Source organism: Rhodobacter maritimus (assembly GCF_058747975.1).
In genome coordinates, this window is record NZ_CM179095.1 from 309,012 (window position 1) to 327,521 (window position 18,510).

At 62.2% G+C, this 18,510-nt stretch carries 32 protein-coding genes; all 32 read left to right on the forward strand.

Features of this window, described 5'->3' with window-relative positions:
- The first annotated feature begins 10 nt into the window (after positions 1-10).
- Positions 11-742 (forward strand): 50S ribosomal protein L3, encoded by a 732-nt coding sequence (gene rplC, locus AC4PTO_RS01500; protein WP_492731223.1) that lies wholly within the window; start codon positions 11-13, stop codon positions 740-742.
- The gene (rplD, locus tag AC4PTO_RS01505) at positions 739-1,359 is read left to right on the forward strand and encodes a 50S ribosomal protein L4 (RefSeq protein WP_492731224.1); all 621 of its coding nucleotides are present in this window, start codon (positions 739-741) and stop codon (positions 1,357-1,359) included. The genes rplC and rplD overlap by 4 nt, the downstream gene beginning before the upstream one ends.
- A complete protein-coding gene (locus tag AC4PTO_RS01510) occupies positions 1,356-1,652 on the forward strand; it encodes a 50S ribosomal protein L23 (protein WP_492731225.1) in 297 nt (98 codons plus the stop codon). The genes rplD and AC4PTO_RS01510 overlap by 4 nt, the downstream gene beginning before the upstream one ends.
- Before the next feature lie 141 nt (positions 1,653-1,793).
- Entirely contained in the window at positions 1,794-2,630 is an 837-nt protein-coding gene (rplB, locus tag AC4PTO_RS01515; protein WP_492731226.1) for a 50S ribosomal protein L2, read from the forward strand.
- 3 nt (positions 2,631-2,633) lie between these two features.
- The gene (gene rpsS / locus AC4PTO_RS01520; RefSeq protein WP_492731228.1) at positions 2,634-2,912 is read left to right on the forward strand and encodes a 30S ribosomal protein S19; all 279 of its coding nucleotides are present in this window, start codon (positions 2,634-2,636) and stop codon (positions 2,910-2,912) included.
- A gap of 5 nt (positions 2,913-2,917) precedes the next feature.
- Positions 2,918-3,298, forward strand: a complete 381-nt coding sequence (gene rplV, locus AC4PTO_RS01525) for a 50S ribosomal protein L22 (RefSeq protein WP_492731230.1) — start codon at positions 2,918-2,920, stop codon at positions 3,296-3,298.
- Complete coding sequence (gene rpsC / locus AC4PTO_RS01530; RefSeq protein WP_492731232.1) at positions 3,298-4,008, forward strand: 30S ribosomal protein S3; 711 nt, start codon at positions 3,298-3,300, stop codon at positions 4,006-4,008. Before rplV ends, rpsC begins: the two co-directional genes overlap by 1 nt.
- A 12-nt stretch (positions 4,009-4,020) precedes the next feature.
- The gene (gene rplP / locus AC4PTO_RS01535; RefSeq protein WP_492731234.1) at positions 4,021-4,434 is read left to right on the forward strand and encodes a 50S ribosomal protein L16; all 414 of its coding nucleotides are present in this window, start codon (positions 4,021-4,023) and stop codon (positions 4,432-4,434) included.
- Between the two features lie 204 nt (positions 4,435-4,638).
- Entirely contained in the window at positions 4,639-4,839 is a 201-nt protein-coding gene (rpmC, locus tag AC4PTO_RS01540; protein ID WP_492731235.1) for a 50S ribosomal protein L29, read from the forward strand.
- 13 nt (positions 4,840-4,852) lie between these two features.
- Positions 4,853-5,086, forward strand: coding sequence for a 30S ribosomal protein S17 (gene rpsQ / locus AC4PTO_RS01545; RefSeq protein WP_492731237.1), 234 nt, complete (start codon positions 4,853-4,855; stop codon positions 5,084-5,086).
- 67 nt (positions 5,087-5,153) lie between these two features.
- Positions 5,154-5,522 carry a 50S ribosomal protein L14 gene (gene rplN, locus AC4PTO_RS01550; RefSeq protein ID WP_022705624.1) on the forward strand — a complete coding sequence of 123 codons (369 nt, stop codon included), beginning with the start codon at positions 5,154-5,156 and terminating at the stop codon, positions 5,520-5,522.
- The gene (rplX, locus tag AC4PTO_RS01555) at positions 5,522-5,827 is read left to right on the forward strand and encodes a 50S ribosomal protein L24 (protein ID WP_492731239.1); all 306 of its coding nucleotides are present in this window, start codon (positions 5,522-5,524) and stop codon (positions 5,825-5,827) included. The genes rplN and rplX overlap by 1 nt, the downstream gene beginning before the upstream one ends.
- Positions 5,827-6,387: a 50S ribosomal protein L5 gene (gene rplE / locus AC4PTO_RS01560; protein ID WP_492731241.1), complete on the forward strand. Its 561-nt coding sequence runs from the start codon at positions 5,827-5,829 to the stop codon at positions 6,385-6,387. Before rplX ends, rplE begins: the two co-directional genes overlap by 1 nt.
- A 20-nt stretch (positions 6,388-6,407) precedes the next feature.
- A complete protein-coding gene (rpsN, locus tag AC4PTO_RS01565; protein ID WP_492731243.1) occupies positions 6,408-6,713 on the forward strand; it encodes a 30S ribosomal protein S14 in 306 nt (101 codons plus the stop codon).
- A 12-nt stretch (positions 6,714-6,725) separates the two neighbouring features.
- Complete coding sequence (gene rpsH, locus AC4PTO_RS01570; RefSeq protein ID WP_492731245.1) at positions 6,726-7,124, forward strand: 30S ribosomal protein S8; 399 nt, start codon at positions 6,726-6,728, stop codon at positions 7,122-7,124.
- A 10-nt stretch (positions 7,125-7,134) separates the two neighbouring features.
- Positions 7,135-7,668: a 50S ribosomal protein L6 gene (rplF, locus tag AC4PTO_RS01575; protein ID WP_492731247.1), complete on the forward strand. Its 534-nt coding sequence runs from the start codon at positions 7,135-7,137 to the stop codon at positions 7,666-7,668.
- Positions 7,669-7,679: 11 nt separating this feature from the next.
- On the forward strand, positions 7,680-8,039 hold the full coding sequence (rplR, locus tag AC4PTO_RS01580) for a 50S ribosomal protein L18 (RefSeq protein ID WP_492731249.1): 360 nt from the start codon (positions 7,680-7,682) through the stop codon (positions 8,037-8,039).
- Between the two features lie 128 nt (positions 8,040-8,167).
- On the forward strand, positions 8,168-8,725 hold the full coding sequence (gene rpsE, locus AC4PTO_RS01585; RefSeq protein WP_492731251.1) for a 30S ribosomal protein S5: 558 nt from the start codon (positions 8,168-8,170) through the stop codon (positions 8,723-8,725).
- 12 nt (positions 8,726-8,737) lie between these two features.
- The gene (gene rpmD, locus AC4PTO_RS01590) at positions 8,738-8,929 is read left to right on the forward strand and encodes a 50S ribosomal protein L30 (protein WP_492731253.1); all 192 of its coding nucleotides are present in this window, start codon (positions 8,738-8,740) and stop codon (positions 8,927-8,929) included.
- 86 nt (positions 8,930-9,015) lie between these two features.
- On the forward strand, positions 9,016-9,348 hold the full coding sequence (locus AC4PTO_RS01595) for a ribonuclease E inhibitor RraB (RefSeq protein WP_492731255.1): 333 nt from the start codon (positions 9,016-9,018) through the stop codon (positions 9,346-9,348).
- A gap of 41 nt (positions 9,349-9,389) precedes the next feature.
- Positions 9,390-10,214, forward strand: a complete 825-nt coding sequence (locus AC4PTO_RS01600; protein WP_492731256.1) for a hypothetical protein — start codon at positions 9,390-9,392, stop codon at positions 10,212-10,214.
- A gap of 148 nt (positions 10,215-10,362) precedes the next feature.
- Positions 10,363-10,833: a 50S ribosomal protein L15 gene (rplO, locus tag AC4PTO_RS01605; protein WP_492731259.1), complete on the forward strand. Its 471-nt coding sequence runs from the start codon at positions 10,363-10,365 to the stop codon at positions 10,831-10,833.
- A gap of 103 nt (positions 10,834-10,936) precedes the next feature.
- Positions 10,937-12,298: a preprotein translocase subunit SecY gene (gene secY / locus AC4PTO_RS01610; RefSeq protein WP_492731261.1), complete on the forward strand. Its 1,362-nt coding sequence runs from the start codon at positions 10,937-10,939 to the stop codon at positions 12,296-12,298.
- A 19-nt stretch (positions 12,299-12,317) separates the two neighbouring features.
- Entirely contained in the window at positions 12,318-12,974 is a 657-nt protein-coding gene (locus tag AC4PTO_RS01615; protein ID WP_492731263.1) for an adenylate kinase, read from the forward strand.
- Positions 12,975-13,160: 186 nt separating this feature from the next.
- The gene (rpsM, locus tag AC4PTO_RS01620; RefSeq protein ID WP_492731265.1) at positions 13,161-13,529 is read left to right on the forward strand and encodes a 30S ribosomal protein S13; all 369 of its coding nucleotides are present in this window, start codon (positions 13,161-13,163) and stop codon (positions 13,527-13,529) included.
- Between the two features lie 15 nt (positions 13,530-13,544).
- The gene (gene rpsK, locus AC4PTO_RS01625) at positions 13,545-13,934 is read left to right on the forward strand and encodes a 30S ribosomal protein S11 (RefSeq protein ID WP_492731267.1); all 390 of its coding nucleotides are present in this window, start codon (positions 13,545-13,547) and stop codon (positions 13,932-13,934) included.
- A 118-nt stretch (positions 13,935-14,052) separates the two neighbouring features.
- Positions 14,053-15,069 (forward strand): DNA-directed RNA polymerase subunit alpha, encoded by a 1,017-nt coding sequence (locus tag AC4PTO_RS01630; protein WP_492731269.1) that lies wholly within the window; start codon positions 14,053-14,055, stop codon positions 15,067-15,069.
- A gap of 140 nt (positions 15,070-15,209) precedes the next feature.
- Positions 15,210-15,626 carry a 50S ribosomal protein L17 gene (rplQ, locus tag AC4PTO_RS01635; RefSeq protein ID WP_492731271.1) on the forward strand — a complete coding sequence of 139 codons (417 nt, stop codon included), beginning with the start codon at positions 15,210-15,212 and terminating at the stop codon, positions 15,624-15,626.
- Positions 15,627-15,893: 267 nt separating this feature from the next.
- The gene (locus AC4PTO_RS01640; RefSeq protein WP_492731273.1) at positions 15,894-16,505 is read left to right on the forward strand and encodes a helix-turn-helix transcriptional regulator; all 612 of its coding nucleotides are present in this window, start codon (positions 15,894-15,896) and stop codon (positions 16,503-16,505) included.
- A 57-nt stretch (positions 16,506-16,562) separates the two neighbouring features.
- Entirely contained in the window at positions 16,563-17,153 is a 591-nt protein-coding gene (locus AC4PTO_RS01645) for an acyl-homoserine-lactone synthase (RefSeq protein ID WP_492731275.1), read from the forward strand.
- A gap of 95 nt (positions 17,154-17,248) precedes the next feature.
- The gene (locus AC4PTO_RS01650; protein WP_492731277.1) at positions 17,249-17,860 is read left to right on the forward strand and encodes a helix-turn-helix transcriptional regulator; all 612 of its coding nucleotides are present in this window, start codon (positions 17,249-17,251) and stop codon (positions 17,858-17,860) included.
- A 53-nt stretch (positions 17,861-17,913) separates the two neighbouring features.
- Positions 17,914-18,501 (forward strand): acyl-homoserine-lactone synthase, encoded by a 588-nt coding sequence (locus tag AC4PTO_RS01655; RefSeq protein WP_492731279.1) that lies wholly within the window; start codon positions 17,914-17,916, stop codon positions 18,499-18,501.
- Positions 18,502-18,510: the final 9 nt, after the last annotated feature.

Consider the following 18,510-nt stretch of genomic DNA (forward strand, 5'->3'; position numbering starts at 1 on the left):
GGAGGGGCACATGCGTTCTGGTGTTATCGCCAAGAAGCTGGGCATGACCCGGCTGTTCCTCGAGGATGGCAAACAGGTTCCTGTGACCGTCCTCCAGCTTGACAACCTTCAGGTCGTAGCGCAGCGCACCTCCGAGAAGGACGGCTATACCGCCGTTCAGCTTGGTGCGGGCAATGCCAAGGCCAAACGCACGACCGCCGCCCTGCGCGGCCATTTCGCCAAGGCGAACGTGGCCCCCAAGCGCAAGGTCGCCGAGTTCCGCGTGAGCCCCGAGAACCTGATCGACGTGGGCGCCGAGATCTCGGCCGAGCACTATGCCGCCGGGCAGTTCGTGGACATCGCGGGCACCTCGATCGGTAAAGGCTTTGCCGGTGCGATGAAGCGTCACAACTTCGGCGGTCTGCGCGCCTCGCACGGCGTGTCGATCAGCCACCGCTCGCACGGGTCGACCGGCCAGTGTCAGGATCCGGGCAAGGTGTTCAAGGGCAAGAAGATGGCCGGCCATCTGGGTGCCGTGCGTGTGACCACTCAGAACATCCAGGTCGTCAAGACCGATGCCGACCGCGGCCTGATCATGGTCAAGGGCTCGGTTCCGGGCGCCAAGGGCGGCTGGGTCACGATCAAGGACGCGGTGAAAAAGCCGCTGCCGAACGACGTGCCGATGCCTGCCGCGCTGAAATCGGCGGCGACTGCCGCTGCTGCTCCGGCCGAAGAAGCCTCGGTCGAAGGGGGTGAAGCATGAAACTCGACGTGATCAAGCTTGAAGGTGCGAAGGCAGGTTCGATCGACCTGTCCGATGACATCTTCGGTCTCGAACCCCGCGCCGACATCCTGCACCGCGTCGTGCGGTGGCAGCGTGCCAAGGCCCAGGCGGGCACCCACTCGGTTCTGACCAAGTCGGAAGTGTCCTACTCGACCAAGAAGATCTACCGCCAGAAGGGCACCGGTGGCGCCCGTCACGGCAGTCGCAAGGCACCGATCTTCCGTCACGGCGGCGTCTACAAGGGTCCGACCCCGCGCAGCCACGCCCATGACCTGCCCAAGAAGTTCCGGGCGCTGGGTCTGAAGCATGCGCTGTCGTCGAAGGCCGCGACCGGCAACCTGGTGGTGCTGGATTCGGTCGACATGAAGGAAGCGAAGACCGCGATCCTGGCGAAAGCCGCCAAAGAACTCGGCTGGAAGCGCGTCCTCATCATCGACGGGGCCGACGTGAACGAGAACTTCGCCCGCGCCGCGCGCAACATCGAAGGCATCGATATCCTGCCGTCGATGGGCGCCAACGTCTATGACATCCTCAAGCGTGACACGCTGGTGATCACGAAGGCGGGTGTCGAAGCTCTGGAGGCTCGTCTGAAATGAGCGCGAAAGCTGAATATTACGACGTGATCGTCAAGCCGATCATCACCGAGAAAGCCACGATGGCGTCCGAAAACGGCGCCGTGGTGTTTCAGGTGGCGAAAGACGCCAACAAGCCGCAGATCAAGGAAGCGGTCGAGGCGCTGTTCGGCGTGAAGGTGAAAGCGGTCAACACCGTCCTCACCAAAGGCAAGGTCAAGCGTTTCCGCGGCCAGCTCGGCTCGCGCAGCGACGTGAAGAAAGCCTATGTCACGCTGGAAGACGGAATGACTATCGACGTCTCGACCGGCCTCTGATAGAAGCCGCACGAATCCTGCGGGCCCGGCCATCCGGGCCCGTTGAGTTTTATGCTCCGGGCAACCGGGGCAGCGAACCGGGGAGCTACGGCGCCCCTTACGAAACGGACCTTTGGTCCAAAGCAACGGAAGACAGAGAGCATGGCACTCAAGTCGTATAAACCGACGACGCCGGGCCAGCGTGGGCTGGTTCTGATCGACCGTTCGGAGCTTTGGAAAGGCCGCCCCGTCAAAGCCCTCACCGAGGGTCTGACCAAGACGGGTGGCCGGAACAATACCGGGCGCGTCACGATGTGGCACAAGGGTGGCGGCGCGAAACGCCTCTACCGTATCGTCGACTTCAAGCGTCGCAAATTCGATGTTCCGGCAACCGTCGAGCGTATCGAATACGATCCCAACCGCACCGCATTCATCGCGCTGGTGAAATACCAGGACGGCGAGCTGGCCTATATCCTGGCCCCGCAGCGCCTGGCCGTGGGCGACACCGTGATCGCCGGCGCGAAGCAGGACATCAAGCCGGGCAACGCGATGCCGTTCTCGGGCATGCCGATCGGCACGATCGTGCACAACGTCGAGCTGAAGCCCGGCAAGGGCGGCCAGCTGGCGCGTGCCGCGGGCACCTATGCCCAGTTCGTCGGCCGTGACGGTGGCTATGCGCAGATCCGCCTCTCGTCGGGCGAGCTGCGTCTGGTGCGCCAGGAATGCATGGCGACCATCGGCGCGGTTTCGAATGCCGACCACTCGAACCAGAACCTCGGCAAGGCCGGCCGCAAGCGCCACATGGGCGTGCGTCCGACCGTTCGCGGTGTTGCCATGAACCCGATCGACCACCCGCATGGCGGTGGTGAAGGCCGCACCTCTGGTGGCCGTCACCCGGTTACCCCGTGGGGCAAGGGCACCAAGGGCAACAAGACCCGCTCGAACAAGAAGACGGACAAATACATTCTCCGTTCGCGCAACGCTAAGAAGGGTCGTTAAGATATGGCACGTTCTGTTTGGAAAGGCCCTTTCGTCGACGCCTATCTGCTGAAGAAAGCGGAAAAGGCGCGCGCGTCGGGCAAAGGCGATGTGATCAAGATCTGGTCGCGTCGTTCGACCATCCTGCCGCAATTCGTGGGCCTCACCTTCGGGGTCTACAACGGTCAGAAGCACATCCCGGTGAACGTCACCGAAGAGATGATCGGCCAGAAGTTCGGTGAGTATTCGCCGACCCGGACCTATTACGGTCACGCCGCCGACAAGAAAGCCAAGAGGAAGTAATCGTCATGGGTAAGGAACAAAATCCGCGCCGCGTGGCGGACAACGAGGCAATGGCGAAAACGCGCATGCTTCGCACCTCGCCGCAAAAGCTCAATCTCGTCGCCGGCATGATCCGCGGCAAGAAGGTGGAAAAGGCCCTGGCCGACCTGACCTTCTCGAAGAAGCGGATCGCCGAAGACGTGAAGAAATGCCTGCAATCGGCGATCGCCAATGCGGAAAACAATCACGGTCTGGATGTCGACAACCTCGTGGTTGCCGAAGCCTGGGTCGGCAAGAACCTGGTGATGAAGCGCGGCCGTCCGCGGGCGCGTGGCCGGTTCGGCAAGATCATGAAGCCGTTTTCGGAAATCACCATCAAGGTGCGTCAGATCGAGGAGCAAGCGTAATGGGTCAGAAGGTTAATCCGATCGGCATGCGCCTTCAGGTCAACCGCACCTGGGACAGCCGCTGGTTCGCCGACAGCAAGGACTACGGCAACCTGCTTCTTGAAGACATCAAGATGCGCGACTTCATCCACGCCGAGGCCAAGCAGGCCGGTGTGAGCCGCGTCATCATCGAGCGTCCGCACAAGAAGTGCCGCGTGACCATCCATGCCGCGCGTCCGGGCGTGATCATCGGCAAGAAAGGCGCCGATATCGAAACCCTGCGCAAGAAGCTGGCGAACTTCACCAGCTCGGAGCTGCACCTCAACATCGTCGAAGTGCGCAAGCCCGAGCTTGACGCCCAGCTGGTCGCGGAATCGATCGCGCAGCAGCTTGAGCGCCGCGTCTCGTTCCGTCGCGCGATGAAACGCGCGGTGCAGAACGCGATGCGCATGGGTGCGCTTGGCATCCGGGTGAACGTGTCGGGCCGTCTGGGCGGCGCCGAGATCGCGCGGACCGAGTGGTACCGCGAAGGTCGCGTTCCGCTGCACACGCTGCGCGCGGATATCGACTATGCGCTGTCCGAAGCCTCGACCCCTTACGGGATCATCGGGGTGAAGGTCTGGATCTTCAAAGGCGAGATCATGGAACATGATCCGCAAGCACGCGACCGCAAGGCCGCCGAGGCCCAGGAAGGCCCGGCGCCGCGTGGCCCGCGTCGCGACGCGCGCTGAGGAGTGTGAACAATGCTGCAACCGAAACGCACCAAGTTCCGCAAGATGCACAAGGGCCGGATTCACGGTGAGGCCAAAGGCGGCTTCAACCTGAACTTCGGGTCCTTCGCGCTGAAAGCGACCGAGCCCGAGCGTGTGACGGCGCGCCAGATCGAAGCGGCCCGCCGCGCGATCACCCGCCACATGAAGCGTCAGGGCCGTGTCTGGATCCGCGTCTTCCCGGATACTCCGGTCTCCTCGAAGCCGACCGAAGTCCGGATGGGTAAAGGTAAGGGTTCCGTCGACTACTGGGCGGCCAAGGTGAAACCGGGCCGGATCATGTTCGAGATCGACGGCGTGTCCGAAACGATCGCCCGCGAGGCCCTGCGCCTTGGCGCGAACAAGCTTCCGGTCATGACCCGTATCGTCGCCCGCGAAGACTGGTAAGTCTTCAGGCCAAAGCAACACCGGAACCCCGGGGATCATCCCGGGGTTCCGTTTTTCCGAGAATCGTCTTGCCACATTAGGACCGGGGTGGTAATGCCCGCGGGTCCGGCGACGGGGATCCCTCCCTGACGCGGGGCAGACATAACCCACCAGGCGCAGGGTCACCCGCTTCGGGGCCCTCTGGTGCCAAGAAAGGACCATGGGATGAACGCCCAAGAACTCAAGGCGAAATCGCCTGATGAGCTGCGTGACCAGCTCGTCGCTCTGAAGAAGGAAGCCTTCAACCTTCGCTTCCAGCAGGCCACCGGTCAGCTTGAGAACACCGCCCGCATGCGCGCCGTCCGCCGTGACGTTGCCCGCGTGAAGACGGTTCTGAACCAAAAAGCCGCTGAAGCCGCGAACTGAGGAGTTTCCGAGAATGCCCAAACGTATCCTGCAAGGCACCGTGACTTCGGACAAGAACGACCAGACGATCACCGTCCTGGTCGAGCGCCGGTTCAAGCACCCGCTGCTGCAAAAGACCGTCCGGAAGTCGAAGAAATACCGGGCGCATGACGCCAACAACCAGTTCAAGGTTGGCGACACGGTCCGCATCGAAGAATGCGCGCCGATGTCGAAGACGAAACGCTGGACCGTCGTGGTCGAGGCCTGAGGCCGAGATCGCGATCCCAGCTTGAACGAAACCCTGGGGAACGTCCCCAAAGGTCGGGAGAAACCAAATGATCCAGATGCAGACCAATCTGGATGTTGCTGACAACTCCGGCGCACGCCGGGTTCAGTGCATCAAGGTTCTGGGTGGTTCGCACCGTCGCTATGCGTCGGTGGGCGACATCATTGTCGTATCCGTCAAGGAAGCCATCCCGCGCGGTCGCGTGAAGAAAGGCGATGTCCGCAAGGCCGTCGTCGTGCGCACCGCCAAGGAAGTTCGCCGTGAAGACGGCACCGCAATCCGCTTTGACCGCAACGCCGCCGTCATCCTGAACAACCAGGGCGAACCGGTCGGCACCCGTATCTTCGGGCCGGTCGTGCGTGAGCTGCGCGCGAAGAACTTCATGAAGATCATCTCGCTTGCGCCGGAGGTGCTGTAATGGCTGCGAAACTTCGCAAGGGCGACAAGGTCGTCGTGCTCGCCGGCAAGGACAAGGGCAAGCAGGGTGAGATCACCACCGTTCTCCCCAAAGAGAACAAGGCCATCGTCGATGGTATCAACGTGGCGATCCGCCATCAGCGTCAGACGCAGGCCCAGCAGGGCGGCCGCGTGGCCAAGGCCATGCCGATCGACCTGTCGAACCTTGCCCTGATGGACAAGAACGGCAAGGCCACCCGCGTCGGCTTCCGCGAGGAAGACGGCAAGAAGGTGCGTTTCGCCAAGACCACGGGGGAGGTGCTCTGATGCTGGATCAAGCAACCTATACGCCGCGCCTGAAAACTCTTTACAAAGAGACGATCCGCGCTGCCCTGAAGGAAGAGTTCGGGTTCAAGAACGACATGCAGATCCCGCGTCTGGACAAGATCGTCCTGAACATGGGTGTCGGCGAAGCCGTGAAGGACACCAAGAAGGTCAAGCAGGCCTCGGAAGAGCTGTCGCTCATTGCCGGTCAGAAGGCTGTCATCACGAAGGCCAAGAAGTCGATCGCCGGCTTCCGCGTCCGTGAGGAAATGCCGCTTGGCACCAAGGTGACGCTGCGTGGCGACCGGATGTATGAATTCCTCGACCGTCTGATCAACATTGCGCTGCCGCGCGTGCGCGACTTCCGCGGCGTGAAGGGGTCTTCGTTCGACGGCCGTGGCAACTACGCGATGGGCCTCAAGGAGCACATCGTGTTCCCGGAAATCGACTTCGACAAGGTCGACGAGGTTCTGGGCATGGACATCATCATCTGCACCACCGCATCGAAAGACGCGGAAGCGAAGGCGCTGTTGAAGCATTTCAACATGCCGTTCAACAGCTGATCGCGGGGAGAGAAGACCACATGGCAAAGAAATCCATGATTGAACGCGAAGTGAAGCGTCAGCGCCTGGTGAACAAGTTCGCCGGCAAGCGCGCCGCACTCAAGGCGGTCATCGAAGACCAGGACCGTCCGATGGAAGAGCGCTTCAAGGCGACTCTGAAACTGGCGGAACTGCCCCGCAACTCGTCGGCCGTCCGTCTGCACAACCGGTGCCAGCTGACCGGCCGTCCCCATGCTTACTACCGTAAGCTCAAACTCTCGCGGATCATGCTGCGCGACCTGGCCTCCTTCGGCCAGATCCCCGGCATGGTGAAGTCGAGCTGGTAAGGAGATCGGGAAATGTCGATGAACGATCCTCTCGGCGATATGCTGACCCGCATCCGCAACGCGCAGATGCGCGGCAAATCCACCGTCCGCACGCCGGCTTCGAAGCTGCGCGCCTGGGTTCTGGATGTGCTGGCGGCGGAAGGCTACATTCGCGGTTACGAGAACACGACGGGTGCCGATGGCCACCCCGAGCTTGAAATCAGCCTGAAGTATTTCGAAGGCACCCCGGTGATCCGCGAACTCAAGCGCGTGTCCACCCCGGGCCGCCGAGTTTATGCTTCGGTCAAGGACATTCCGACGGTCCGTCAGGGCCTGGGTGTGTCGATCGTCTCCACGCCGAAAGGCGTCATGTCGGACGCGGCTGCACGCACTGCCAATGTTGGCGGTGAAGTGCTCTGCACCGTGTTCTAAGGAGGGCAGGATGTCTCGTATTGGCAAGAAGCCCGTCGAACTGCCGAAGGGCGTAAGCGCTTCGGTCAGCGGCCAGACGGTGGAAATGAAGGGGCCGAAAGGCACCCGTTCCTTCACCGCTACGGATGATGTGACGATCACGCTGGAAGACAACGTGGTCACGGTGAAACCGCGCGGCACCTCGAAGCGGGCCCGCCAGCAATGGGGCATGACCCGCTCCATGCTGGAGAACCTCGCTGTCGGCGTGTCCGAAGGCTTCAAGAAAGAGCTCGAGATCCAGGGCGTGGGCTACCGCGCCGCGATGCAGGGCAATGTTCTGAAGCTTCAGCTTGGCTACAGCCACGAAGTCAACTTCGAGGTTCCGGCCGGGGTGACCGTCACCGCTCCGAAGCAAACCGAAATCGTTGTGGAAGGCATCGACCAGCAGGTTGTCGGTCAGGTTGCCGCGAATATCCGCGAGTGGCGCCGTCCCGAGCCCTACAAGGGCAAAGGCATCCGCTACAAGGGCGAATATGTCTTCCGCAAGGAAGGCAAGAAGAAGTAAGGGGCGCGAAAATGGCGAACACCAAGAGAGATCTGTTCCTCAAGCGCCGCCTGCGCGTTCGGAACAAACTGCGGTCGATGGCCAACGGGCGTGCGCGCCTGTCGGTTCACCGCTCGTCGAAGAACATCAGCGTTCAGCTGATCGACGACGTCAACGGCGTGACCATCGCTTCGGCGTCGAGCCTGGAAAAGGGGCTTGGCATCGTGGGCAAGAACAACGTCGAAGCGGCGGCCAAGATCGGCGCGGCGATTGCCGAGCGTGCCAAGAAAGCCGGTGTCGAAGAGTGCTATTTCGACCGCGGCGGCTTCCTGTTCCACGGGAAGATCAAGGCGCTTGCCGATGCGGCCCGCGAAGGCGGTCTGAAGTTCTGATACTGGCGGGGGACGTCCGCGTCCCCCCGATGATCCGGGGCCGCCCCGCCCTTGCCTTGCGCATCCGGGCCGGCCACCAGGATTGGATGTAACGGCGTGAGACCACGCCATCACGAAAGGAATGCCTTATGGCAGAACGTGAAAACCGCCGGGGCCGCCGCGAAGAGCGCGAGGAAACCCCGGAATTCGCCGATCGTCTGGTTGCGATCAACCGCGTGTCGAAAACCGTGAAGGGTGGTAAACGCTTTGGCTTCGCCGCGCTTGTCGTGGTGGGTGACCAGCGTGGCCGCGTGGGCTTTGGCAAGGGCAAGGCGAAAGAAGTGCCCGAGGCGATCCGCAAGGCGACCGAGCAGGCAAAACGCTCGCTCGTGCGTGTGCCGCTGCGCGACGGGCGCACGCTGCACCACGACATGGAAGGCCGCCACGGTGCGGGCAAGGTCGTGATGCGCACCGCCCCCGCCGGGACCGGGATCATCGCCGGCGGCCCGATGCGTGCCGTGTTCGAGATGCTGGGCGTTCAGGATGTCGTTGCGAAATCGCTCGGCTCGCAGAACCCCTACAACATGATCCGTGCCACCATCGACGGCCTCAAGAAGGAAGCCTCGCCCCGTTCGGTCGCGCAGCGTCGCGGCAAGAAGGTGGCGGACATCCTCAAGAAGCCCGAAGCCGAAACCACCGACGCGTAAGGAGCGAGAGACATGGCCAAGAAAACCATCGTCGTGAAGCAGATCGCTTCCGCCGCCCGCCGTCCGGCCATCCAGGCCGCGACGCTGAAAGGCCTCGGCCTTGGCAAGATCAACCGCACCCGCGAGCTGGAGGATACCCCCTCGGTGCGCGGCATGGTCAACAAGATCCCGCATCTGGTGACCATCGTGGAAGACAAGGGCTGAGCCTTCGGGCCTGTGACTGTCAGAACGTCCCGGTCGAAAGGCCGGGACGTTTTTCATTGAACGCCATTCTGCACAGGGAAAGTTCCATGGACCTCAAGCAACAGCAGGCGGAAACCGCAAAGATCTTCCGCGAGATCGCGGCGATGGAGCCCTTGCCCGCCCGTGCCCGGATCGCGTTCCAGTTCCTGGCCGAGGATGGCGCGGCCGACTGGGATGCCTTCGCCGAGGTCGCCGCTGCCGCCGGTTATGCCGTCGAGGGCTTCGAGGCGCAGGACGACGAGGACGAAGATTGCCTTGAGATCACCACCCCCGATCTGGACCTGACCCTTGAAACCCTGTGGGCCCATGAAGAGAAGCTGACCCTTCTGGGTGCCGTCCACGGGTTCTACGCCGATGGCTGGGGATTCGTTGGGGCGTGACGGCACGGCCGGTTTCGCCGGGTCCACTTGGGAAGACGGGGATGCCGAAAGCGGCGCCGGGCAATGTGCAGCGGGATGGATGCGTTGCAGGGGCCGCGTGCGGCGCAGGGCCGGCGCGCGCCATGCGACATCGGGTTTGTTCCACGACCGCCCGCCAGTGTGATAGGCCATGGACGTATTCTGAAAACGCATTGGCAGGGAAAATGATGACGCAAGAGGTCTGGGTCAGCTCGGTGATGACTGAGGGGAGTGTCGGCGACAAGCAAGGGATCCGCGAGAAATACTACGGCGAGGACTGGGCGCCTCCGACGATCATTCTTGGCGTCCCTCCCAAACATGTGCTTGCCGCGATTCACCGCCATTACGACGGTCACACCCTGACGCGCGAAGAGTTCACCGAGGCAATTTATGTTTTTGATGAAAAACGCTGGGCGCGGCAGAAGGACCTGTTCATGGCCGACGGTTTCTATGCCGTGCGGGGCAAGCTGGCCGAAGTGCTCAAGCAGTTCGACCTGGGCGAGGGCGGGCTGATCGAATTCCCGATCTACCAGGCCGACAAGGTCACCCCGCTGCCGGGGCCTTTCTATCTGCTCAATTTCGGCTGCATCAAGGACAGCGTGGTGATCGAGCAGTGCCAGAAGCTGCGCCACGTGTTCAAAAAGGAAATCGTCGGCTACGACAAATGGGGCGCTTCCAACCTCGCGGACGGCGATATCGCCGCCACCGCCGCGGCGCTGGAGGGGCTGGATCTGTGGTTCGAGTCCAAGCTTGACAAAAAGATCTTCATGAGCGGGCGGCTGCATGACGCGATTGTGGCGGCAAAGATCAAGGTGAACTTCCAGTTCGCGCAGGCGCGGATCGTCTGAGGCATGGGCGGGCGATCAAGCGCCTTGACCCTTCCGCCCCATCCCCGCTATACGCCCCCGGTGGCCCCTTGGGCCATGGAATCAACAAGAAACGCCGCGTGTGCCCCTCTGTCGCTTGTGGGGGCATTTCCGGCAAAGGAGAAGCGACATGAAACTGCATGAACTGCGCGACAACGAAGGCGCTGCCCGCAAGAAGAAACGCGTGGCGCGCGGCCCGGGTTCGGGCAAGGGCAAGACCGCCGGCCGCGGCATCAAGGGTCAGAAATCGCGCTCGGGCGTGGCTCTGAACGGCTATGAAGGCGGCCAGATGCCGCTTTACCGCCGCCTGCCGAAGCGCGGCTTCACCAAGCCGAACGCGAAATCCTTCGCGGTCGTGAACCTCGGCCTGATCGAGAAGTTCATCGCCGAAGGCAAGCTTGACGCGAAAGCCGAAATCTCCGAGGAGGCGCTGGTCGCATCGGGCCTCGTGCGCCGCAAGCTGGACGGTATCCGCGTTCTGGCCAAGGGCGAGATCAAGTCGAAGGTCACGCTGAACGTGACCGGCGCCTCCAAGGCGGCCATCGAGGCCGTCGAGAAAGCCGGTGGCAAGCTGACCGTTGTGGCTGCCGCGGCTGAATAAGCGGTTGTAGGCAGGGCTTGGCCCGCTTACATAGGCAACAGTTTTCCAAGCGCCGCCGACCGGGAAACGGTTCGGCGGCGCTGACATGAAAGAGACAGGGCAAATGGCATCTGCTGCAGAGCAAATGGCGGCGAACCTCAGCTGGGGCGCCCTCGGCAAGGCGACCGAGCTTCGCCAGCGAATTTTCTTCACGATCGGCCTGCTGATCATCTACCGCCTGGGCACCTATATCCCGGTTCCGGGGATCGACACGGCCGCCCTCAAGGAGTTCATGGAAGGCGCGGCCGCCGGGCTTGGCGGCATCCTGTCGATGTTCACCGGCGGCGCGCTTGGCCGCATGGGGATCTTCGCGCTCGGGATCATGCCCTATATCTCGGCCTCGATCATCGTGCAGCTTCTGACGGCCATGGTGCCCTCGCTGGAGCAGATGAAGAAGGAAGGCGAGCAGGGCCGCAAGAAGATCAACCAGATCACGCGCTACGGCACCGTGGCGCTGGCGCTGTTCCAGGCCTGGGGCCTGGCCGTCAGCCTCGAGGCGGGCGATCTGGCGCATGATCCGGGCCTGTTCTTCAAGCTTTCGGTCGTGGTCACGCTGGTGGGCGGGACGATGTTCCTGATGTGGCTGGGCGAGCAGATCACCGCGCGCGGCATCGGCAACGGCATCTCGCTGATCATCTTCGTGGGCATCGTGGCCGAGATCCCGGCCGCGCTTGCGCTGTTCTTCAGCCAGGGCCGTTCGGGCGCGATCCCGACCCCGGTCATCCTGGGCGTGATCGTGATGGTCGTCGCGGTGATCGGGTTCGTGGTCTTCATGGAGCGCGCGCTGCGCAAGATCCATATCCAGTATCCGCGCCGCCAGGTTGGCATGAAGGTCTATGACGGCGGCTCCTCTCACCTGCCGATCAAGGTGAACCCGGCAGGCGTGATCCCGGCGATCTTCGCCTCGTCGCTGCTGCTGCTGCCGACCACGATCTCGACCTTCTCGGGCGCGCAGACCGGGCCGATCATGTCGACGATTCTGGCCTATTTCGGCCCCGGCCAGCCGCTTTATCTGCTGTTCTTCACGGCGATGATCGTGTTCTTCGCTTATTTCTACACCGCGAACGTATCGTTCAAATCGGACGATGTGGCCGAGAACCTGAAGAATCAAGGCGGCTTCATTCCGGGCATTCGCCCTGGCAAGAAGACCGAGGATTATCTCGACTATGTCGTGGCGCGCGTCCTGGTGCTCGGCTCGGCCTATCTGGCGGCCGTCTGCCTTCTGCCCGAGATCCTGCGTTCGCAGCTGTCGATCCCGTTCTATTTCGGTGGCACCTCGGTGCTGATCGTGGTTTCGGTCACGATGGACACGATCAACCAGATCCAGTCGCATCTTCTGGCGCACCAGTATGAGGGGCTGATCGAGAAGTCGCAGCTGCGCGGCAAGAAGAAATCCGGCGGCAAGAAAGCCCCCGCGCGGCGCTGATACGGGAAGACGCAGGCTCATGACGAACATCATCCTTCTGGGACCGCCCGGCGCGGGCAAGGGAACGCAGGCGCGCCGGCTGGTGGAAGGGCGGGGCATGGTCCAGCTGTCCACCGGCGACATGCTGCGCGAGGCGATGGCCTCGGGCACCGAGATGGGCAGGAAGGTTTCCGATGTCATGAGCCGCGGAGAGCTGGTCACCGATGAGATCGTGATCGGCCTGATCGAGGAAAAGATCGCCGGTGCGGCGGGCGCCGGCTTCATCTTCGACGGCTTCCCGCGCACCCTGCCGCAGGCCGATGCGCTTGGCGATCTGCTGGCGCGCACGGGCCAGGCCCTTGATGCGGTGATCGAGATGCGGGTGGATGACGCGGCGCTTGTCGCGCGGATCACCGGCCGCTTCACCTGCGGAAATTGCGGAGAGGTCTATCACGACGCAACGAAGCCCACGGCCAGGCCGGGGGTCTGCGACGTTTGCGGCTCGACCGATCTGCGGCGCCGGGCGGATGACAACGAAGACAGCCTGCGCCAGCGTCTGATGGAATATTACAAGAAGACCTCGCCGCTGATCGGCTATTACTATGCGCTTGGCAAGCTGCGCACGGTCGACGGGCTGGCGGCGATCGACGCGGTCGGGGACGGGATTTCGGCCATCCTGGACGGGGCGGGCGGATAAGCCTCGGGCGGCGCTTGACCTTCCGGGAAAATCCCTCTAGGTCACGTCGTCTCGGAAGAGAATCGTTGCGGAGACCGGGTTTTCCCACCCGCCGGAACGATGAGCGGCCCGAAGCACTGCTTTCGGGCCTTCTGTTGTGAAAAAAGGTTCTGGGGTTACGGAACCGCAACGAAAAGGAACATACGCGTGGCACGTATTGCTGGCGTCAACATCCCGACGGGGAAACGCGTCCCCATCGCCTTGACCTACATCACCGGGATCGGATCCCATGTCGCGGAACAGATCTGCGAAGCCGTGGGCATCGACCGCACCCGTCGCGTGAACGAGCTTTCGGATGCCGAAGTGCTCGCGATCCGCGAACATATCGACGCGAACTACACCGTCGAGGGCGACCTGCGCCGCGAAACGCAGATCAACATCAAGCGCCTGATGGACCTTGGCTGCTATCGCGGCCTGCGCCATCGTCGCAACCTGCCCGTGCGCGGTCAGCGCACCCACACCAACGCCCGCACCCGCAAGGGCCCGGCGAAGCCGATCGCCGGCAAGAAGAAGTAAGGGGAGGGTTGAGATATGGCTCGTGACAAGACCCGCGTGAAGCGCAAGGAGCGCAAGAACATCGCCGCTGGCGTCGTTCATGTGAACTCGTCCTTCAACAACACCAAGATCCTGATCTCGGACGTTCAGGGCAACGCGATCTCGTGGTCCTCGTCGGGGACGATGGGGTTCAAGGGCTCGCGCAAGTCGACGCCCTACGCGGCCCAGATGGCTGCCGAGGATGCGGCCCGCAAGGCGCAAGAGCATGGCATGAAGACCGTCGAGGTCGAAGTGCAAGGCCCCGGTTCGGGCCGTGAAAGCGCGCTGCGCGCCTTGGCCGCGGTGGGTCTGAACATCACTTCGATCCGCGACGTGACGCCGATCGCGCATAACGGCTGTCGTCCGCCGAAGCGCCGTCGCGTCTGACGCAACTTTTCTGCCCCCGGGCCGCGCGATCGCCGCGCGGCCCGGGGTCTTTTCGCATTTAACCTCGGGCGTCCCCGGCTTACGGACATGGGCTTGGGACAGGAATGGAGGCGAACGCATGATCCACAAGAATTGGGCAGAGCTTATCAAGCCGACGCAGCTTGACGTGAAGCCGGGTTCGGACCCGCAGCGTCAGGCGACGGTGATGGCCGAACCGCTCGAGCGCGGCTTCGGCCTGACGCTCGGCAACGCGCTGCGCCGCGTGCTGATGTCCTCGCTGCAAGGCGCGGCCATCACCTCGGTGCAGATCGACAACGTCCTGCACGAGTTTTCCAGCGTGGCCGGTGTGCGTGAAGACGTCACCGACATTGTGCTGAACCTGAAGGGCGTCGCGCTGAAGATGGAAGTGGAAGGGCCGAAGCGCCTGACGATCTCGGCGAAGGGGCCGGGGATCGTGACCGCCGGCGATATTTCCGAAACCAACGGGATCGAGGTTCTGAACAAGGACCATGTGATCTGCCACCTCGACGAGGGCGCCGATTTCTTCTGCGAACTGACCGTCAACACCGGCAAGGGCTATGTCGCCGCCGACAAGAACCGCCCCGAGGATGCGCCGATAGGCCTGATCCCGATCGACGCGATCTATTCGCCGGTCAAGAAGGTGGCCTATGAGGTGCAGCCCACCCGCGAGGGCCAGGTGCTGGACTATGACAAGCTGACGATGAAGGTGGAAACCGACGGCTCGCTGAGCCCCGAGGACGCCGTGGCCTTCGCCGCGCGCATCCTGCAGGACCAGCTGTCGATCTTCGTCAACTTCGAAGAGCCGGAATCGGCGACCAAGGGCGAGGCCGACGAAGGGCTGGAATTCAACCCGCTGCTTCTGAAGAAGGTCGACGAACTGGAGCTTTCGGTCCGCTCGGCGAACTGCCTGAAGAACGACAACATCGTCTATATCGGCGACCTGATCCAGAAGACCGAAGCCGAGATGCTGCGCACCCCGAACTTTGGCCGCAAGTCGCTGAACGAGATCAAGGAAGTGCTCTCGGGCATGGGCCTGCATCTCGGGATGGAAGTCGAAGACTGGCCGCCGGAGAACATCGAGGATCTGGCCAAGCGCTTCGAAGACCAGTTCTGATTGACAAGGACGGGGGCGGTCGGCTAGACGGCCCCCGGAAAATGCCCGGATTGCCGGGGAACCTTGGGCAATGATGCCCCAACGACGCGGGTCCAACGCAGACCTGCAACACAAAGTATAACGCACGATAGGAGATTCCCATGCGTCACGCCCGTGGCTACCGCCGCCTCAACCGCACCCATGAGCACCGCAAGGCGCTGTTTTCCAACATGGCCGGCTCGCTGATCGAGCACGAGCAGATCAAGACCACCCTGCCCAAGGCCAAGGAACTGCGCCCGATCATCGAAAAGCTGATCACCCTTGCCAAGCGCGGCGATCTGCATGCCCGCCGTCAGGCGGCCGCCCAGCTCAAGCAGGACAAGGATGTCGCGAAGCTTTTCGAGATCCTCGGTCCGCGCTACAAGGACCGCAACGGCGGTTATACCCGCGTTCTGAAAGCGGGCTTCCGTTACGGCGACATGGCCCCGATGGCCATTATCGAATTCGTCGAGCGTGACCCGGCCGCCAAAGGCGCCGCCGACAAGGCCCGCCTCGAGGCGGAATCCGCCGAAGATTGATCCGGCAGATCCCTGGAGCGACCGAAAACCCCGCTGACCGGCGGGGTTTTCCTATGTCTGACGTAAGGGAAGGCCTGGTTTTCCGGAGGTTTTGCGACCCCATATGTTAAGGTGGCTCAGGTGGGTGTCCTGCGGCGTGATGCGGCGCGGACAGGCTGATTTTCTGGAGATAGAGGAAGGGACGAAAGCGGCTTGGCTGCGTCTAACTGCCCATAAAACTTATTAAAATAAAGTTGACGCCGACAACAGCAACTTGTCTAAAAAGATATGTCCATTCAAAGCAGAATCGATCTGAAGCTTAAAGAATTGGGGCCTTTGGCCCCTCTGGGGTTCTTTATTGGGCTGCACATCCGTTTCACTTCACCGCTGATGACCTTCCAGACCTATGACAAGGCCTGGTTGGATCATTACACGGAAAACGGGTTCGTGCTTCGTGATCCGATGACCGCGTGGGGCTTCAGCTCTACCGGTGCGATCCGTTGGGATGACCCGCGTCTGCCAGACCCGTTTCATCTTTTTCGTGAAGCGGCGAAGTTTGGCCTGAAGTTCGGCGTCACGATTTCCTGTGGTCCGATCAAATCTCGGACGATTGCCAGCTTTTCGCGCGGCGACAGGAACTTCACCGACAACGAGATCGCCAGGCTGCGGGCGTTGGTTTACGAATTGCACGACATGACAGAACCCCCCACGGAACTGACCAAAGCACAGGTCGAGGCGCTGAAGTGTATCGCGGGGGGCGATCGGCATGCAGCAGCGGCGGCGAAGCTGGGTATCTCTGAAAGTGCGCTGAAGGCACGCCTGATTTCCGCAAGGGACAGGTTGATGGCGCGCACCACGGCAGAGGCGATCCAGCGCGCCAAGGATTACCGTTTGCTCTGAGGCTATGGCTGCCCTCCGCAAGGATTGACTTTACTACCAACCCTGCAGGAGGCTGACATGCAGACTACTACCCTTGCTTTTGACAACATCCACAACCACGGGGAGCTGTTCGCGAACATGCTTCGCGCTCGGCGCGAGCTGTTTATCGTGCACAACAAATGGAACCTTCCCGAGGCCCTGGGCATGGAATACGACCAGTATGACACGCCCGCCAGCCGCTGGGTTGTCGTGCATGACGAACTTGGCCGTGTTCTGGCCGGCAACCGCCTGACTCCGACCACGACCAAATGCGGCATCTACACCTACATGATCCGCGATGCACAGCGCGGCTTGCTGGAGACGATCCCCTCGCACCTGCTTTATGAAGAGGCGCCGGTGGCCGAAACGGTCTGGGAAAGCTCGCGCCTGTTCGTGGCGCATGACGTGCCGGCCGCGATGCGGCGCAAGGTGCACGCCAAGCTGGTTATGGAGCTGGGCAACGCGGCGCGCCGCCTTGGCGCGACCTCGTGCCTGACGCTGCTGAATGCGAACTGGCCGCGTTGGGCGGGGCGGGTCGGCGTTCACATGACGGCGATGGGGCCCGTGATGAACATCGACGGGATCGACAACCAGGTCGTGTCGATGGACTTCTCGCAGAACCTGCACTGAGGTATGACATACAGACGCCACCGGAAACCCGGTGGCGTCGACCTGAGACACAATTGCCGGTTGACTGCCTTCGCAGCAGCCTGTCTATAAATATCATGACGTTGAGCAAAGAGATCAGTGCACTTTTGGCAGAGTTGGACGCGATGGCCCCCTGCGGCTATTCGGCGGGTCTTCATATCCGCTTCGCCACGCCGCTCCTGTTCGAAAGCACCTATCCGGCGGCATGGCTCAAGCAATATAACGACAACGCTTATTATCTGCGTGATCCGGTGGTGTTCTGGGGGATCGGCGTTGCTGGTGCCACCCGCTGGAGCGCGATCCCGATGCCCGATCCGTTCAAGGTAATGAAACAGGCCGCAAGCCACGGGATGAATTACGGGGCGGTTTGTTCCTACGGGCCGATGACCTCGCGATCAATCGTCGGTATCGCGCGCTCGGATCGAGAATTCAGCGACGCCGAGATGGAACAACTGACAGATATTACCGCACGCCTGCACATCGCGGCGAAACCGCCGTCAGAGCTGACCACAGCGCAGATCGAGGCGTTGCAATGTATTGCGAACGGGGATCGTCACACTGCTGCCGCCGCCAAACTCGGAATATCTGAAAGTGCTTTCAAGGCTCGACTGAAGTCCGCACGAATCCGCCTCGAAGCGCGCACCACCTCCGAAGCGGTGCGAAAGGCTCGGGAATACCGCATGCTTTAAGCTGTGTGGCGCCTCGTCTGAACGGTTTCTCAACCCCGGAAGGAGGCACTACCATGGAAGTCACTACGCTCTCTTACACCAACATGCACAACTATGGCGAGCTTTTCGCGAATATGTTTCGCGCCAGGCATCGCACGTTCATTCAGCAAAACAAGTGGGACCTGCCCGAGGCCGACGGGATGGAGTTCGACCAATACGACACGCCGGCCAGTCGCTGGGTGGCGGTGCACGAACATGGTGAGGTTCTGGCCGGTGTGCGCCTGACGCCGACGACGCATCGCTGCGGGATCTATTCCTACATGATCCGCGACGCGCAGCGGGGGCTGTTGTCCTCGATCCCGTCGGACCTGCTGTTCGACGATGCGCCGGTTGCCCCCCATATCTGGGAAAGCTCGCGCGTGTTCGTGTCGCACAGCGTGCCGGCCAATCTGCGGCTGCGGGTGCAGATGCAACTGATCCACGAGATGGTGATCTCGGCGCGCAGTTTCGGGGCCAGCATGGTGCTGGGGCTGATCCCCGAACATTCGCCCCGCCTGGCGCGGCGGGTGGGGCTGGATTGCGTGGCGGCAGGGCCGGTGATGGATTTCGGCGGCTCGCGCAGCGTCTGCGTCAACATCAACATGGCGACCAAGATGCACTGATGCCGGTGC

Bases quoted from the DNA above. Each gene is read 5' to 3' on its own strand.
- rplC (WP_492731223.1), top strand. From the start codon at position 11: ATGCGTTCTGGTGTTATCGCCAAGAAGCTGGGCATGACCCGGCTGTTC.
- rplD (WP_492731224.1), top strand. From the start codon at position 739: ATGAAACTCGACGTGATCAAGCTTGAAGGTGCGAAGGCAGGTTCGATC.
- AC4PTO_RS01510 (WP_492731225.1), top strand. From the start codon at position 1,356: ATGAGCGCGAAAGCTGAATATTACGACGTGATCGTCAAGCCGATCATC.
- rplB (WP_492731226.1), top strand. From the start codon at position 1,794: ATGGCACTCAAGTCGTATAAACCGACGACGCCGGGCCAGCGTGGGCTG.
- rpsS (WP_492731228.1), top strand. From the start codon at position 2,634: ATGGCACGTTCTGTTTGGAAAGGCCCTTTCGTCGACGCCTATCTGCTG.
- rplV (WP_492731230.1), top strand. From the start codon at position 2,918: ATGGGTAAGGAACAAAATCCGCGCCGCGTGGCGGACAACGAGGCAATG.
- rpsC (WP_492731232.1), top strand. From the start codon at position 3,298: ATGGGTCAGAAGGTTAATCCGATCGGCATGCGCCTTCAGGTCAACCGC.
- rplP (WP_492731234.1), top strand. From the start codon at position 4,021: ATGCTGCAACCGAAACGCACCAAGTTCCGCAAGATGCACAAGGGCCGG.
- rpmC (WP_492731235.1), top strand. From the start codon at position 4,639: ATGAACGCCCAAGAACTCAAGGCGAAATCGCCTGATGAGCTGCGTGAC.
- rpsQ (WP_492731237.1), top strand. From the start codon at position 4,853: ATGCCCAAACGTATCCTGCAAGGCACCGTGACTTCGGACAAGAACGAC.
- rplN (WP_022705624.1), top strand. From the start codon at position 5,154: ATGATCCAGATGCAGACCAATCTGGATGTTGCTGACAACTCCGGCGCA.
- rplX (WP_492731239.1), top strand. From the start codon at position 5,522: ATGGCTGCGAAACTTCGCAAGGGCGACAAGGTCGTCGTGCTCGCCGGC.
- rplE (WP_492731241.1), top strand. From the start codon at position 5,827: ATGCTGGATCAAGCAACCTATACGCCGCGCCTGAAAACTCTTTACAAA.
- rpsN (WP_492731243.1), top strand. From the start codon at position 6,408: ATGGCAAAGAAATCCATGATTGAACGCGAAGTGAAGCGTCAGCGCCTG.
- rpsH (WP_492731245.1), top strand. From the start codon at position 6,726: ATGTCGATGAACGATCCTCTCGGCGATATGCTGACCCGCATCCGCAAC.
- rplF (WP_492731247.1), top strand. From the start codon at position 7,135: ATGTCTCGTATTGGCAAGAAGCCCGTCGAACTGCCGAAGGGCGTAAGC.
- rplR (WP_492731249.1), top strand. From the start codon at position 7,680: ATGGCGAACACCAAGAGAGATCTGTTCCTCAAGCGCCGCCTGCGCGTT.
- rpsE (WP_492731251.1), top strand. From the start codon at position 8,168: ATGGCAGAACGTGAAAACCGCCGGGGCCGCCGCGAAGAGCGCGAGGAA.
- rpmD (WP_492731253.1), top strand. From the start codon at position 8,738: ATGGCCAAGAAAACCATCGTCGTGAAGCAGATCGCTTCCGCCGCCCGC.
- AC4PTO_RS01595 (WP_492731255.1), top strand. From the start codon at position 9,016: ATGGACCTCAAGCAACAGCAGGCGGAAACCGCAAAGATCTTCCGCGAG.
- AC4PTO_RS01600 (WP_492731256.1), top strand. From the start codon at position 9,390: ATGCCGAAAGCGGCGCCGGGCAATGTGCAGCGGGATGGATGCGTTGCA.
- rplO (WP_492731259.1), top strand. From the start codon at position 10,363: ATGAAACTGCATGAACTGCGCGACAACGAAGGCGCTGCCCGCAAGAAG.
- secY (WP_492731261.1), top strand. From the start codon at position 10,937: ATGGCATCTGCTGCAGAGCAAATGGCGGCGAACCTCAGCTGGGGCGCC.
- AC4PTO_RS01615 (WP_492731263.1), top strand. From the start codon at position 12,318: ATGACGAACATCATCCTTCTGGGACCGCCCGGCGCGGGCAAGGGAACG.
- rpsK (WP_492731267.1), top strand. From the start codon at position 13,545: ATGGCTCGTGACAAGACCCGCGTGAAGCGCAAGGAGCGCAAGAACATC.
- AC4PTO_RS01630 (WP_492731269.1), top strand. From the start codon at position 14,053: ATGATCCACAAGAATTGGGCAGAGCTTATCAAGCCGACGCAGCTTGAC.
- rplQ (WP_492731271.1), top strand. From the start codon at position 15,210: ATGCGTCACGCCCGTGGCTACCGCCGCCTCAACCGCACCCATGAGCAC.
- AC4PTO_RS01640 (WP_492731273.1), top strand. From the start codon at position 15,894: ATGTCCATTCAAAGCAGAATCGATCTGAAGCTTAAAGAATTGGGGCCT.
- AC4PTO_RS01645 (WP_492731275.1), top strand. From the start codon at position 16,563: ATGCAGACTACTACCCTTGCTTTTGACAACATCCACAACCACGGGGAG.
- AC4PTO_RS01650 (WP_492731277.1), top strand. From the start codon at position 17,249: ATGACGTTGAGCAAAGAGATCAGTGCACTTTTGGCAGAGTTGGACGCG.
- AC4PTO_RS01655 (WP_492731279.1), top strand. From the start codon at position 17,914: ATGGAAGTCACTACGCTCTCTTACACCAACATGCACAACTATGGCGAG.